The sequence below is a fragment of the Photobacterium sp. MCCC 1A19761 genome, assembly GCF_037389125.1.
GTDB lineage: Bacteria > Pseudomonadota > Gammaproteobacteria > Enterobacterales > Vibrionaceae > Photobacterium.
Genome location: NZ_JAZGTF010000009.1, coordinates 166736 through 181646, shown reverse-complemented (window position 1 = coordinate 181646; position 14911 = coordinate 166736). Strand labels below are relative to the sequence as shown.

The 14911-nt window shown below is 57.3% G+C and carries 16 protein-coding genes; 13 read left to right on the top strand and 3 right to left on the bottom strand.

The genetic code is table 11. From position 1 onward, the window contains the following. Positions 1-53: 53 nt before the first annotated feature. The 6 genes from cytR (at position 54) to rraA (ending at position 5566) form a co-directional block, all read left to right on the top strand. Positions 54-1058, top strand: a complete 1005-nt coding sequence (cytR, locus tag VV869_RS11245) for a DNA-binding transcriptional regulator CytR (protein ID WP_337735025.1) — start codon at positions 54-56, stop codon at positions 1056-1058. Between the two features lie 167 nt (positions 1059-1225). Next, positions 1226-1834, top strand: a complete 609-nt coding sequence (locus VV869_RS11240; protein WP_337735024.1) for an SPOR domain-containing protein — start codon at positions 1226-1228, stop codon at positions 1832-1834. Positions 1835-1979: 145 nt separating this feature from the next. Beyond that, positions 1980-2507, top strand: a complete 528-nt coding sequence (gene hslV / locus VV869_RS11235; RefSeq protein WP_261601524.1) for an ATP-dependent protease subunit HslV — start codon at positions 1980-1982, stop codon at positions 2505-2507. 9 nt (positions 2508-2516) lie between these two features. After that, positions 2517-3848: an HslU--HslV peptidase ATPase subunit gene (gene hslU / locus VV869_RS11230; RefSeq protein WP_337735023.1), complete on the top strand. Its 1332-nt coding sequence runs from the start codon at positions 2517-2519 to the stop codon at positions 3846-3848. A gap of 151 nt (positions 3849-3999) precedes the next feature. After that, positions 4000-4908, top strand: a complete 909-nt coding sequence (locus VV869_RS11225; protein ID WP_337735022.1) for a 1,4-dihydroxy-2-naphthoate polyprenyltransferase — start codon at positions 4000-4002, stop codon at positions 4906-4908. A gap of 172 nt (positions 4909-5080) precedes the next feature. Beyond that, entirely contained in the window at positions 5081-5566 is a 486-nt protein-coding gene (gene rraA, locus VV869_RS11220; protein WP_261601521.1) for a ribonuclease E activity regulator RraA, read from the top strand. A 110-nt stretch (positions 5567-5676) separates the two neighbouring features. Here the strand turns inward: rraA and zapB are convergent, their stop codons facing one another. Then, on the bottom strand, positions 5677-5919 hold the full coding sequence (gene zapB, locus VV869_RS11215; RefSeq protein WP_337735021.1) for a cell division protein ZapB: 243 nt from the start codon (positions 5917-5919) through the stop codon (positions 5677-5679). Between the two features lie 663 nt (positions 5920-6582). Between zapB and VV869_RS11210 the strand changes: the two genes are divergently transcribed. The 6 genes from VV869_RS11210 to VV869_RS11185 all read left to right on the top strand — a co-directional run bounded on the left by VV869_RS11210 (position 6583) and on the right by VV869_RS11185 (position 12243). After that, the gene (locus tag VV869_RS11210) at positions 6583-7428 is read left to right on the top strand and encodes an MIP/aquaporin family protein (RefSeq protein ID WP_337735020.1); all 846 of its coding nucleotides are present in this window, start codon (positions 6583-6585) and stop codon (positions 7426-7428) included. A 43-nt stretch (positions 7429-7471) separates the two neighbouring features. Beyond that, a complete protein-coding gene (gene glpK, locus VV869_RS11205) occupies positions 7472-8989 on the top strand; it encodes a glycerol kinase GlpK (RefSeq protein ID WP_337735019.1) in 1518 nt (505 codons plus the stop codon). A gap of 179 nt (positions 8990-9168) precedes the next feature. Beyond that, entirely contained in the window at positions 9169-10176 is a 1008-nt protein-coding gene (gene glpX, locus VV869_RS11200; protein WP_337735018.1) for a class II fructose-bisphosphatase, read from the top strand. 159 nt (positions 10177-10335) lie between these two features. Further along, positions 10336-10953 carry a helix-turn-helix transcriptional regulator gene (locus tag VV869_RS11195; protein ID WP_337735017.1) on the top strand — a complete coding sequence of 206 codons (618 nt, stop codon included), beginning with the start codon at positions 10336-10338 and terminating at the stop codon, positions 10951-10953. A gap of 14 nt (positions 10954-10967) precedes the next feature. Beyond that, a complete protein-coding gene (locus tag VV869_RS11190) occupies positions 10968-11711 on the top strand; it encodes a ferredoxin--NADP reductase (RefSeq protein WP_337735016.1) in 744 nt (247 codons plus the stop codon). Positions 11712-11907: 196 nt separating this feature from the next. After that, positions 11908-12243, top strand: a complete 336-nt coding sequence (locus VV869_RS11185; RefSeq protein ID WP_337735015.1) for a DUF3135 domain-containing protein — start codon at positions 11908-11910, stop codon at positions 12241-12243. Positions 12244-12252: 9 nt separating this feature from the next. Here the strand turns inward: VV869_RS11185 and VV869_RS11180 are convergent, their stop codons facing one another. Continuing rightward, positions 12253-12600 (bottom strand): 5-carboxymethyl-2-hydroxymuconate Delta-isomerase, encoded by a 348-nt coding sequence (locus VV869_RS11180; protein ID WP_337735014.1) that lies wholly within the window; start codon positions 12598-12600, stop codon positions 12253-12255. A 363-nt stretch (positions 12601-12963) separates the two neighbouring features. On the opposite strand from VV869_RS11180, the gene tpiA reads away from it, so the two are divergent. Next, positions 12964-13734 (top strand): triose-phosphate isomerase, encoded by a 771-nt coding sequence (tpiA, locus tag VV869_RS11175; protein WP_337735013.1) that lies wholly within the window; start codon positions 12964-12966, stop codon positions 13732-13734. A 156-nt stretch (positions 13735-13890) separates the two neighbouring features. On the opposite strand, the gene pfkA is transcribed toward tpiA, so the two are convergent. Continuing rightward, positions 13891-14853, bottom strand: a complete 963-nt coding sequence (pfkA, locus tag VV869_RS11170; RefSeq protein WP_337735012.1) for a 6-phosphofructokinase — start codon at positions 14851-14853, stop codon at positions 13891-13893. Between the last annotated feature and the right edge of the window lie 58 nt (positions 14854-14911).

Genomic DNA, 14911 nt, shown 5'->3' with positions numbered 1-14911 from the left:
TAGGATCCTCCGGCAATAATGAGAGAAATAATAAATAGAGAGGAACTGCAACTATGGCGACAATGAAGGATGTTGCCCAGCTAGCCGGCGTCTCGACGGCCACGGTCTCCCGTGCCCTGATGAACCCGGAAAAAGTGTCGGCCTCAACCCGCAAAAAGGTTGAGCAGGCCGTCATGGATGCTGGCTATTCCCCCAACTCCCTGGCTAGGAATCTGCGTCGTAACGAATCAAAAACCATTGTCACAATCGTGCCGGACATCTGCGATCCTTACTTTACCGAGATCATTCGCGGGATCGAGGAAGCAGCGATGGAACACGGCTACCTGGTCCTCCTGGGTGACAGTGGGCAACAAAAAACCCGAGAAAACTCCTTCGTCAACCTGGTGTTTACCAAGCAGGCGGACGGGATGCTGCTGCTCGGCACGGATCTGCCGTTTGATGTCAGCAAGCCGGAGCAGAAAAACCTGCCGCCGATGGTGATGGCCTGCGAGTTTGCACCAGAGCTGGAGCTACCGACGGTCCACATCGACAACCTGACCGCTGCGTTTGAAGCCGTCAACTACCTGACTCAGATGGGCCACAAGCGGATCGCCCAAATCGCCGGACCGGACACGGCCGCGCTGTGCCAGTTCCGCTCGCAGGGCTACCAACAGGCCCTGCGCCGCGCCGGCGTCGAGCTCAATCCGGCCTATACCGTCAAGGGCGACTTCACCTTTGCCGCCGGTGCCCGCGCCGTCACGGCCCTGCTGTCGCTTCCGGAGCCTCCCACGGCACTGCTGTGTCACAACGATGTGATGGCAATCGGTGCCATGCAACAGGCCAAACGCCTGGGCTTCCAGGTCCCGCAGGATCTGTCGATTGTCGGCTTCGATGACATCCAGTTCGCCGAGTACTGCGATCCGCCACTGACCACGGTGTCGCAGCCACGCTATGAAATCGGTCGTCAGTCAATGCTGATGCTGCTCGATATCCTGCAAGGCAAAGACATCAGCTCCGGCTCGCGCCTGCTCGATGCCAAGCTGGTGATCCGGGAAAGTGCAGCACCGCCTGTCGCCTAAACTAGACACGAAAACCCGCTGTGGGCTTATGTTTTGGGCATAAGCTCACAAAAATCACTCAAACGCATCCCGGCTTACACGCCGGATTGACTCCCGCCACTGGTCAGTGCCGACGCAACTTTGTACCATAACGGCCATTGTTATTTCCGTTGATACAGAATCAGACTGTGGCCACAAAAGATTATGTCAAACGTGGGCGAGCGCCGAAGAAGTCGACCCGCAATTCTCGCAAGGCACCGGTATCCGGCGGCTTTCCGATCAAATGGGCGCTGATTGCGCTTTGCCTGGTCGGTGCCCTGGGCTACGGCCTGTATTTTCTGTCCACCAGCCCGGCCCCGAAGCCGGCGACCACGACGCAGCCCAAACCGGCGCTCCAATCTGCGCCCAAACCGGCGCCGAAACCGGCACCCAAGCCTGCGCCAAAACCCGAGCCGAAGCCGCAAACCACCCTGCCGCCGAAGCCGGAGGAGAAGTGGCGTTATATTGAAGAGCTGGAAAATAAAGAAGTGAAGGTTGAGGCCAAAGCACAACAGCAACCCACCCGGCCCTACCTGATGCAATGCGGTGCCTATCGCAGTGCCGATCAGGCCGAGCAGCGCAAAGCCATGATTGCCTTCCAGGGACTGACCAGCCAGATTAAGGTCAGCCAGGGTGAAAAAGGCAGCTGGTACCGGGTAATTCTCGGCCCGTACCCACAAAAGCGCAAAGCCGAGAGCGACCGCAACCAGCTGCGCCGGGCCGGTATTGAACCCTGCGCCATCTGGTTCTGGGAATAAACCGGCACGCAGCCGCCACAAGAACAGGATGCCCCGCCGGCATCCTTTTCTTTTGGCCCCTTCCTTGAAAACCGCCCCCCTGATCCCCAAATATACTTCTATACCGATACCGGCCCAGGCCGGACAGACTCAAAGAGGTAAAACCGTGACCACAATCGTATCTGTACGTCGAAACGGTAAAGTTGTTATCGCCGGTGATGGCCAGGTGTCCCTGGGCAATACCGTGATGAAAGGTAACGCTCGCAAAGTGCGCCGTTTATACAACAATAAAGTACTGGCAGGCTTTGCCGGCGGTACAGCGGACGCCTTCACTCTATTCGAGCGTTTCGAGCGCAAGCTGGAAATGCACCAGGGCCACTTAATGAAAGCCGCGGTCGAGCTGGCCAAAGACTGGCGCACTGATCGCATGCTGCGACGCCTGGAAGCCCTGCTGGCGGTGGCCGATGAAACTTGCTCGCTGATCATTACCGGCAACGGCGATGTAGTGCAGCCGGAAAATGACCTGATCGCCATCGGCTCCGGTGGCAACTTCGCCCAGGCGGCGGCAACGGCCCTGCTGGAGAACACCGATCTCGATGCCCGGGAGATTGCAGAAAAATCGCTGAAAATTGCTGGGGATATCTGTGTCTTCACCAACCAGTTCCATACCATCGAAGAACTTGAGAGCAAGTAAGGAAGCCCTATGTCTGAGATGACGCCTCGCGAAATCGTCCACGAGCTTGATCGCCACATCATCGGTCAGGACAAAGCCAAGCGCGCTGTAGCCATTGCCCTGCGTAACCGCTGGCGCCGCATGCAGCTTCCTGAAGAGCTGCGGGTCGAAGTGACCCCGAAAAACATTCTGATGATCGGCCCGACCGGGGTCGGTAAAACCGAAATCGCCCGTCGCCTGGCCAAACTGGCCAATGCGCCGTTCATCAAGGTCGAAGCGACCAAATTTACCGAAGTCGGCTATGTCGGCAAAGAAGTCGAAACCATCATCCGCGACCTTACGGATGTTGCGGTGAAGATGACCCACCAGCAGGCGATGGAAAAAGTCCGTTTCCGCGCCGAAGAGCAGGCTGAAGATCGGATCCTTGACGTGCTGCTACCACCGGCCCGCGATGCCTGGGGCCAGAATGAAGCCGCAGACAACAGTTCCGCGACCCGCCAGTCGTTCCGCAAGAAGCTGCGTGAAGGCAAGCTGGATGACAAAGAGATCGAAATCGATGTCGCGGCGCCGCAAATGGGTGTGGAAATCATGGCCCCTCCGGGCATGGAAGAGATGACCAACCAGCTGCAAGGCATGTTCCAGAACCTGGCCGGCAACACGACCAAAAAGCGCAAGATGAAAATCAAAGACGCGATGAAGGCAGCGACCGAAGAGGAAGCGGCCAAACTGGTCAACCAGGAAGAACTCAAAGAGAAAGCGATTTTCGCGGTCGAAAACCACGGTATCGTGTTCCTCGATGAGATCGACAAGATCTGTAAGCGCGGCGAAACCTCCGGCCCGGATGTCTCGCGGGAAGGGGTTCAGCGTGATCTGTTGCCGCTGGTTGAAGGCAGCACCGTGTCGACCAAACACGGCATGGTCCGCACCGACCACATCCTGTTCATTGCCTCCGGCGCCTTCCAGGTGGCCAAGCCTTCGGATCTGATCCCTGAGCTGCAAGGCCGCCTGCCGATCCGCGTCGAGTTGGAAGCCCTGAGCAGCAATGACTTCAAGCGCATCCTGACCGAGCCGAATGCCTCGCTGACCGAGCAATACCAGGCCCTGATGGCCACCGAATCGGTGAACATCGAGTTTGACGAAAGCGGGATCGACAAGCTGGCCGATGCCGCCTGGCAGGTCAACGAGCGAACCGAGAACATCGGTGCCCGCCGCCTGCACACGGTGATGGAGCGCCTGATGGAAGAGCTGTCCTTCGAGGCCACCGAGATATCCGGCGAGAAAATCGTGATCAACGATGCCTATGTCACCGAGCGTCTGGGTGAGCTGGTAGAAGATGAAGATCTGAGCCGCTTTATCCTGTAACGCCTCGCGCGAGATGCACCTGCGACACAATTCCCAAACGGTGCCAGCTGGCACCGTTTTTTGTTCTCGGACAAACATTGGGCCGATAAAGTTGCCCCACGCTGCATATCCGCCATAATAGCTCTTCGATGGTTTTCGAATTAAGCACATTATGACTCCTTCTTCATTCGCAATCTGGCTTGATGCGGCAAGACCGAAAACCTTGCCGTTGGCCGTCACCTCCATTGTCAGCGGTAGCGCCGTCGCCGCCTGGCAGGGACACTTCTCCGCGCTGATCGCCGGCCTCGCCCTGATCACCGCCCTGCTGCTGCAAATCTTGTCGAACCTGGCCAATGACTACGGCGATGCCGCCAAAGGCACCGATAACGCCGATCGTCTGGGTCCGCAGCGCGCAATTCAGTCCGGGCAAATCACGCCCGAGGCAATGCGCAATGCGATGATCCTCAACATCATCCTGACGGTCAGCAGCGGCCTGAGCCTGATTCTGATTGCCTGCAGCACCCCGCAGGATATTGTCGGCTTTCTCCTGCTCGGCCTGATGGCCATTGCCGCCTCCATTGCCTACACCGTCGGCAATAAGCCGTACGGCTACCGCGGGCTGGGCGATCTGTCCGTGCTGATGTTCTTCGGCTGGCTCGGTGTGGCCGGGACTTACTACCTGCAAGCGGGCCAGATTGACTCGGTGATCATGCTGCCGGCCACCGCCTGCGGCCTGCTGGCCGTTGGCGTGCTCAATATCAACAACCTGCGGGATATCGATAACGACCGCGCCTGCGGCAAACTGACCCTGGCGGTGCGGATGGGGCCAAGCTGGGGGCGGAAATATCACCTGTGCCTGCTGCTGGCCAGCGTGCTGTGCCTAGCGCTGTTTGCCGTGCTGGAGCTGGAATCGCCCTACGGCTGGCTGTTTGCCCTGAGCGCCCCACTGCTGTTTCGCCACGGCCAGCAGGTCTTGCAGGCCGCGGACGGTGCGGCGTTGCGGCCGATGATGGCCACCATGGTCAAATGTGCCCTGCTCACCAACCTGCTGTTTGCTGCCGGGGTGGTGCTGGCGGCATAGGGAAAGCGTCCGTGCAGTGGCCGGGCTCTGACGGCCACCGTACGACGCTTTGGACAACGAGGATTGCAATGCCCTCGCAGGTGGTTATACTTTCAACAGGTTAGCCTGTACCCGATGGTCGGCGTACCGCCGGGCAACAACTTTTCTATTGCCACAAAGAAGAAGCGAGCTTATGGAATACAATACCTCCGAACTATGCGATATTTACCTGGACCAGGTCGATGTTGTTGAGCCCATGTTCAGCTCTTACGGCGGTCGCAGCTCATTTGGCGGCCAGATCACCACCATCAAATGTTTTGAAGACAATGGTCTGATCCGTGAGGTGCTGCAGGAGTCCGGTGTCGGACGGGTATTGCTGATCGATGGCGGCGGCTCGCTACGACGGGCACTGGTTGATGCTGAAATTGCCCAGCTGGCGACCAACAACGAATGGGAAGGGCTGGTGGTGTATGGTTGCGTGCGCCACGTCGATGAGCTTGATGAGCTGGAGATCGGGATCCACGCCATGGCTTCGATCCCGGTCGGCGCCGATCAGCAAGGGACCGGGGACGTCGATGTGCCGGTCAACTTTGGCGGCGTGACCTTCCTGCCGGAAGATCACCTCTATGCCGACAATACCGGCGTGATCCTCTCACCGGAGCCGCTGGATATCGAATAGTTCGACCGGCGCGGATCGCCCCCAAACAAAAACAGAGCCGCCCGGCTCTGTTTTTTGCATCCTGATACCGTCAAACGGCGGCCAATGCATCCGCCCGGCAGGGGTAGCGCTTATTCTACGCTGTCCATTTTACCCAGCAGGTTGCGAACGCGCTCTTGCCATGCCTGATGGTCATTGCGCAGTTTGGCATTGTCCTGCTCCAGCGTTTCACGACCGGCACGCAGTTCTTGCGCTTCGCTGGCCAGAGCATCATTCTTTTCTTTCAGTTCTTCAACTTCCATTTGCAGCAGGGAAATTGTATCAACAGCCATTTGCACTTTGGCTTCTAGCTTTTCCAACATTTCTAATGACATATTGTTCACCCGGTCTCCGCCTGGCTGATTACCCTAAACCGTTAAGGTAATTTCCCTCAGGCATAATTACATTACTGTTGCACCTATTCTAACGAGGCCACTGCCGTCTGGCATCTACAAATCGGTCGCTTTGTGGCAAGTGAGCGTTTTTTGCCCAATCCTGACGCTGATTTTACTACCGCTTCCTCCCGCGTTCTTGACCCCTGTCCGGTTTCCTTCGCCGGTGCGCGAGAGCCGCGCACCGGCCCGGGCGGCGGGCTCGAACGAAAATGGGTAAAATTGCGATCGGACTCAATTTTCATGCACCAAGGGCATGCTAATTTTTAGCTTGATCGTATCTCTCTTGGAATTATCCAAGACATTGCCCCATTTGGGCGAGCCCGGCCAAAGTGTCCGGGCTTTTTACTTTTGGATCAAACAGATAAAACCATCGCTCGCCGCTTCTCCCGCAAGGCTTTGCAATCTCACCACCGCCAAGGGCGCAACCTGCGCATAAATCATACAAAACGAAACCGTTTGCGTTAGCGAACAAAATCAGCCTTATTTTATGCTCGAACGCACAGTTTTTATTTCTTAACATTTTCATCACGTTTAATTTGAGTACATTAAGAGCGAATAAGAAAAACAATGACCCAACCACTCTGACAAAAGGACTGAGCAACCATGACAACCCAAAAGCAACACACACTGCTTGGCGAATGCATCGCCGAGTTTATCGGGACCGGCTTGTTAATATTCTTCGGCGTCGGCTGTGTCGCCGCACTGGTTTTGGCCGGGGCGGAATTCGGCCAGTGGGAAATTAGCATCGTTTGGGGCTTTGGCGTCACCATCGCCATCTACTGCACCGCCGGTGTCTCCGGGGCCCACATTAACCCGGCGGTCACCATCGCCCTCGCCCTGTTCCACGGCTTCGACAAGCGTAAAGTCGGCCCGTACATTGCCGCGCAAATGCTCGGCGCATTCTGCTCGGCGGCCCTGGTCTACACCCTGTACGGCAACCTGTTTACCGACTTTGAAGCCAGCCACCAGATCATTCGCGGCAGCGAGGCCAGCCTGGCCACCGCCGGTATTTTCTCAACCTACCCGAACCCGGCCCTGTCCTTCGGCGGCGCGTTTGCAGTGGAGTTTGTGATCACTGCGGTCCTGATGTTTGCCATCCTGGCGATCGGCGATGAGAAAAACGGCGCGCCACGTGGTGCCATGGGTCCGGTACTAATCGGGATCCTGATTGCCGTGATCGGTGGCTCCCTGGGCCCACTCACCGGTTTCGCCATGAACCCGGCCCGTGACTTAGGTCCGAAGTTCTTCGCTTACCTGGCCGGTTGGGGCGATATCGCACTGACGGGCGGCAAAGATATTCCTTACCTGATTGTACCGATGCTGGCTCCGATTTTCGGCGCAGCCTTCGGCGGCTGGCTCTACCCGAAAGCAATTGGGGCCTACCTGCCGGGCAATGCACAACCTGAATCCGCACAAGGCGCAGAAGCACCTGAAACCGCACAAGCCTAAGCCGACCTCGGCTACCCTATAATGACTACAAGAGGAAAGCATCATGACTACAGAGCCAAAATACATTGTCGCCCTTGATCAAGGCACAACCAGCTCCCGCGCCGTAGTGCTGGATCACAACGCGAACATTGTGTGCTCGTCACAGCGTGAATTTACTCAAATCTATCCGAAAGCCGGTTGGGTGGAACATGATCCTCTGGAAATCTATGCCACGCAAAGCTCAACCTTAGTGGAAGCCCTGGCCAAAGCCGGGATCCGCTCTGACCAGGTCGCTGGCATCGGCATCACCAACCAGCGTGAAACCACCATCGTCTGGAACAAGCAGACCGGTAAGCCGGTGTACAACGCGATTGTCTGGCAGTGCCGCCGCACCGCCGACATCTGTAACGAGCTAAAAGCGCAGGGCCTGGAAGAGTACATCCGCGACAATACCGGCCTGGTGGTCGACCCGTATTTCTCCGGGACCAAAATCAAGTGGATCCTCGACAACGTCGAGGGCGCTCGTGAAGAAGCCGAAGCCGGCAACCTGCTGTTCGGGACCGTCGATACCTGGCTGATCTGGAAAATGACCCAGGGCCGCGTCCATGTCACCGACTTCACCAACGCCTCGCGTACCATGGTGTTCAACATCAACACCCTGGAGTGGGACGAGAAGCTGCTCAAGGCGCTGGATATCCCGTTGTCGATGATGCCGGAAGTCAAAGCTTCGTCGGAAGTCTATGGCCAGACCAACATCGGCGGGAAAGGCGGCACCCGAATTCCAATCGCCGGGATCGCCGGGGATCAGCAAGCCGCGCTATTCGGCCAGATGTGTGTCGAAGCCGGTCAGGCCAAGAACACCTACGGCACCGGCTGCTTCCTGCTGATGAACACCGGGAAAGAGAAAGTCGCGTCGCAAAACGGCCTGCTGACCACCCTGGCCTGTGGCCCGGAAGGTGAAGTGGCCTATGCGCTGGAAGGGGCGGTCTTCATGGGCGGCGCATCCATCCAGTGGCTGCGTGACGAAATGAAGCTGCTGAATGACGCCAGCGACTCTGAGTATTTTGCCGAGAAAGTCGGCAGCGCCAACGGCGTCTACCTGGTCCCTGCCTTCACCGGCCTGGGCGCGCCGTACTGGGATCCGTATGCCCGCGGCACCATTGTCGGCCTGACCCGTGGCGTCAATGCCAACCACATCATCCGCGCCACGCTGGAAGGTATCGCCTACCAGACCCGCGACGTGCTGGATGCGATGCAGGCCGATTCCGGCATTGAGCTGGCCAACCTGCGTGTCGACGGCGGCGCCGTGGCGAACAACTTCCTGATGCAGTTCCAGTCGGACATCCTCAACACCGAGGTTCACCGTCCGGTCGTCACCGAAGTCACCGCGCTGGGTGCCGCATACCTGGCCGGTCTGGCGGTGGGTTTCTGGGGCAGCATTGACGAGCTGAAAGACAAGGCCAAGCTGGATCGCAGCTTCCACCCTTGCGGCGACGAGCAGAAACGTCAGCGCCGCTACAAGGGCTGGAAACGCGCCGTCGAGTGTGCCAAAGGCTGGGCACTGAACGAAGACGAGATCTGATCCCGTTTCCACATACGATGTCACTCTCAAAGGCCTGCTCCGCAGGCCTTTTTTATCGCCATACAACCTTGATGCCCCCTCGCGCGACACGCATCAGGAAATAACGCAAACGTTTCCTTTTTGCTGTGTTAAAATCGCGCCCAGATTTTCAGCCCCAGTTTTCTAGATTCGGAGTCCCCATGAAACGCGATTTAGCAATGGCATTTTCCCGTGTAACCGAAGGCGCTGCTCTGGCCGGCTACAAATGGCTTGGCCGCGGTGATAAAAATGCCGCCGACGGCGCTGCCGTGGAAGTGATGCGCACGCTGCTGAACCAAACCGAGATTGCCGGTGAAATTGTGATCGGTGAAGGCGAGATCGACGAAGCCCCGATGCTCTACATTGGCGAGCAGGTCGGAAGCGGCGGTGATGCTGTCGATATTGCCGTTGACCCCATCGAAGGCACCCGCATGACCGCCATGGGCCAGAACAATGCCCTGGCTGTGCTGGCCGCCGGTGAGAAAGGCTCGTTCCTCAAAGCGCCGGATATGTACATGGAGAAACTGGTGGTTGGCCCTGCTGCCAAAGGGGAAATCGATCTCCACCAGCCACTGGCGGTGAATCTGGAAAAAATTGCCGCCGCCCTCGGCAAACCTATCAACGCCCTGACGGTGACCACCCTGGCCAAACCGCGTCATGACGCGGTCATTGCCGAAATGCAGGCCATGGGCGTGCGCGTGTTCGCCTTCCCGGACGGGGACGTTGCGGCTTCAATCCTGACCTGTATGCCAGACAGCGAAGTGGATGTGATGTACTGCATCGGCGGCGCGCCGGAAGGCGTGGTCTCTGCCGCGGCGATCCGTGCCCTGGGCGGCGACATGCAGGGCCGCCTGCTGCCGCGCCACCTCGTCAAGGGCGACACGGCGGACAACCGCCGCCTGGGCGACATCGAAATCACCCGCTGCCGAGAAATGGGCATTGAAGCCAACACCGTGCTGCGCATGGAAGACATGGCCCAGAGCGACAACGTGATTTTTGCCGGCACCGGGATCACCAAGGGCGATCTGCTCGACGGGATCAGCCGCCAGGGCAATATTGCGACCACCGAAACCCTGCTGATCCGCGGCAAGTGCCGCACCATCCGCCGCATCAAATCGACCCACTACTTAGATCGCAAGGACGACGCCATCAAAGGCCACATCCTGTAACGTCTTCAGGCCAGGCCCCTCCCGGGGCCTGGCTACACGCCCGCGCGCCATTCTTTCCCCCTCCTTGCCGGTTCTACCGCTATACTTAGCTTTGTAAAGCTGTTGCTTTATTTACTTGGCTGGCTACATAATAAACCGACACAGGAAAATAAAGCTGCTATGAAAACCATTGATAAAATTCTCAACCGGATGAAACGCGACGGCCCGGTCACGGCCAAGATGCTGGCAGATGAGCTCAGCCTCACCACCATGGGCGTCCGTCAGCACCTGCAGGGACTGGAGGAAGAGGGCCTGGTCGATTTCCAAGACATCAAGGCTAAAGTCGGCCGTCCGACCCGACACTGGAACCTGACGGGCAAAGGGCACCGGCGTTTTACCGATCGCCACGGTGAACTGATTATTCAAATGCTTGATTCTGTCGAGGAGATTTTCGGTGTCGACGGACTGAGCCAGGTGGTCGAACGGCGGGAGAATCAAACCTTTGAACAATATCAGCATGCCATGGCGGCCAGCACCGATTTAAAAGAAAAACTGGAAATACTGACTACACTGAGGGAACAGGAAGGCTATATGGCAGAGCTGCATCAGGACGGCGAGACATTCGTTCTGGTGGAGAACCACTGCCCGATCTGCCATGCCGCCAAACGCTGCCCTTCATTATGCAAATCGGAACTCACCGTCTTCCAGCGCCTGCTGGGAGCAGCGTATCAGATAGAACGAAACGAACACATTATTGCCGGAGAGAGGCGCTGCGCTTATCGAATACAAAAAATGTAAATTAGGAGAGAATTATGGCCGACTGGATCCCCGCAGAAGTCATCACCAACCGCCACTGGAACAGTGATTTATTCAGCCTGAAATTACAGGCCAACATTGAACCCTTTAAAGCCGGACAATTTACCAAACTGGGGCTTGAGATCGACGGTAAACTGATCCAGCGGGCCTACTCTTTTGTGAATCCGCCCAGCGACCCGCACCTGGAAATTTACGCCACCCGGGTCGCCGACGGCGAGTTATCCCCGCGTCTCCACGCCCTGGAGCAAGGCGACACCGTCTATATTTCCGCTCGTGCCAGCGGCTACTTCACCTTAGATGAAGTTCCGCCCGGTGACCACCTGTGGCTCCTGGCCACCGGGACTGCGATTGGCCCGTACCTGTCGATCCTGCGTGAGGCGCAAGTCTGGCAACGCTTTCGCAAAGTCATCCTGGTCCATGCCGTGCGCTACGCCGCAGACCTCTCCTATCAGGGAGAGATCAATGCGCTGAAAGAGCTGCACCCCGAGCAACTGATTGTGCAGCCGTTCGTCAGCCGCGAGCCCGCGCCGCTGTCCCTGACCGGACGGATCCCGCAGGCCATCGCCGACGGGATGCTCGAGCGCCATATCGGCCTGTCCTTAACCCCGGAACACAGCCAGATCATGCTGTGCGGCAACCCGGAAATGGTCCGGGATACCCGCAACATCCTAGAAACTATGGGCTTTAGCAAGAACCTACGCCGTACCCCAGGTCAGATCACGATGGAGCGCTACTGGTAAGCCCATCCTTCGGGACCGGAGTCTCATCCGGTCTCACCCGATCTCATAGCAATCTCTTGCATGGTCTCAGGAATGAGCCAGTCGCCCTCCCCCCGGCTGGCTAACTTTAAGGCATAACACATCAACCATATCCCTTGCCCGGCACGGTCTTGCGCAAGGGAACCAGCAGCGCGAGGTGCGCGACAGGGGAGCTGTTATGCAAGACTTACCATCATTTGATGAACTTAAAGCCATGGCCGAACACGATCCGCAGGCGCTGGAAACGTTGCGGCTGACGATGAGCGAAGAGATCATCCAGCACGCTAGTCCGGCCATGCAGCCGCGCCTGCGCGCCCAGATGAGCCACATCAACCAGGTCATTGCCCAGGGGAAAAACCCCAACCATACCAATGTGATGTTGATGGCAGAGCTGCAACAGCAGCTCAAGCGCTTTGCCCAGGCGCTCAATGCGCCGGAGACCCTGACCGAGCATGAAGCGGCGGTGATGCCGTTCCGCCGTCCCGAGCAAAAAACGCCGCCAACCGGCACCTAGTCGTCCGCTCTAGTTGCTGATCCGCATATAACTGTCGCGGTCCATCTCGCGGATCTCAACCGTCAGGCTGTTGATCCCGGCACCGTGTTGCTCCAGCACCGACAGCAGCCCGCGAGACAATTCACGTTTTTGCGCGGGCTCACGACCGGACAGCAGGCTCAGCTCGACATGAATAAAGGTGTTGAGATCCCCTTCCTGGCCGACCAGCCAGGCACGACACGGGTAACTGCGGGATTTGACGGCCGAGGCATCGAACAGGCCGCAGGCCAGCAGGCACTGGTGCAAGTCTTCCAGCAAGCCGGGAACATTCACCCGCTCGGCAACCGGCTCCGCATATTCCATCAATAAGTTAGGCACATTTCCCTCCATGAATTTTGCAAGGTTACGTCAGACACCCTGTCTGCCTGCCCTCACGTTACCTGATCCCCGACCGAACGCCAAAAGCACGGCAGATTTTTCTACGGCCGATCACGCTCTGATGTTGCGATCGCGCAACCCCAAACCACATTTTTTTTAAAATATTGCCTACCAGGAGTTCACTTTTCGCGGCGAAAAAGGTACAACCGGGCACAGAAATGATTTCGGACAGAAAAAATAGCACTGAAAACTGTTATATTTTTTCACTCGCGCGGATACCCAACAGCCTAGTTGTCTGGCAGCGCTCAGAGAACTACGCTTTTTGGTATTCTTTTTTACGTCAAATTGATTTGGAGAAAAGCTATGCGCCATCCTGTGGTTATGGGTAACTGGAAGCTAAACGGTAGCAAGGAAATGGTATCTAACCTGCTGAAGGGCCTTGATGCTGAACTCAACGGTGTTGAAGGTGTTGACGTAGCGGTTGCTCCACCAGCGATGTATCTGGATCTGGCCGAGCAGCTGATCGGCAAGGCAAGCAACAAAATCATTCTGGGTGCCCAGAACGTGGACATCAATGCCAGCGGTGCCTTCACCGGTGACATTTCTCCGGAGATGCTGAAAGACTTCGGCGCCAGCCACATCATCATCGGTCACTCTGAGCGCCGTGAGTACCACAACGAGTCTGACGAGTTTGTGGCCAAGAAATTCGCTTTCCTGAAAGAGCACGGCCTGACGCCGGTACTGTGTATCGGTGAGTCTGAAGCTCAAAACGAAGCCGGCGAAACAGTGGCGGTATGTGCCCGTCAAATCGACGCCGTGATCAACACCCAGGGCGTGGAAGCGCTGAACGGTGCCATCATTGCTTATGAACCAATCTGGGCCATCGGGACCGGCAAAGCAGCGACAGCTGATGACGCGCAGCGTATCCATGCCGCGATCCGTGCTCACATCGCAGAGAAAAGCGAAGAAGTCGCGAAGAACGTTGTGATCCAGTACGGCGGCTCAGTGAAGCCAGAAAACGCAGCCGCTTACTTTGCCCAGCCTGACATCGACGGTGCCCTGGTTGGCGGTGCTGCGCTGGACGCAGTCAGCTTTGCCGCTATTGCCAAAGCTGCCGCAGAAGCGAAGAAATAAGCAACCTGCTGGCATCTTCCCAGAACAACAGAAAACCGCCTCCGGGCGGTTTTTTTGTGCCAGGGAGAGCAGCGTGAGGCCATAAAAAAACCGGCGTTATCGCCGGTTTTTTCGAGATACGGCCAAGCGGTTCACCTGGCGCAGAGCATTGCGGATTTAGAACAGCTTGTTGGCCAGATCGTACAGATCGGTACGGACCGGACGCTTCATGTTCTCAATCGCATCAATGATGTCATGGTGAACCATCTTCTCATTCTGGATCCCCACACAACGGCCGCCTTCGCCTTTCACCAGCAACTCAACCGCATAGGCGCCCATGCGGGAAGCCAGAATGCGGTCAAACGCGGTCGGCTGGCCGCCACGCTGAATGTGACCCAGCACAGTCGCGCGGGTTTCACGGCCGGTTTCATCTTCAATGTACTTGGCCAGCTCAGTGGCATCGGTCATCAACTCGGTCAGGGCAATGATCGCGTGCTTCTTACCTTTGTAGATCCCTTCTTTGATCTTGGCCAGCAGCTGCTCTTTGTTCAGGCCGGTTTCCGGGGTAATGATGTACTCACAGCCACCGGCAATCGCTGACATCAGGGTCAGATCGCCACAGTGGCGGCCCATCACCTCAACAATCGAAATCCGCTGGTGAGAAGACGAGGTATCCCGCAGGCGGTCAATCGCATCAATCACGGTATTCAGCGCCGTCAGGAAACCAATGGTATAGTCGGTGCCCGCCACGTCGTTATCAATCGTGCCCGGCAGACCGATACATGGGTAACCCATTTCGGTCAGCTTCTTAGCCCCCATGTAGGAGCCGTCACCGCCAATTACCACCAGCGCATCAATGCCGTGGATTTTCAGGTTTTCAATCGCCTGGGCGCGCACTTTCTCGTCTCTGAACTCAGGAAAACGCGCCGAACCCAGGAAGGTCCCGCCCTTGTTGATCACATCCGACACGCTCGAGCGGCTCAGCTTCTCAATGCGGTTTTGGTGCAGGCCCTGATAGCCGTCGTACACCCCGTACACTTCCAGGCCTTCAGACAATGCCGCACGAACCACACCGCGGATCGCCGCATTCATTCCAGGTGCGTCACCACCACTGGTCAAAACACCAATCTTTTTAATCATGGTTACCCTCTGAACTTTGGGAATTGAAATATCAAATCCGACACGAGTGACCGAGGTT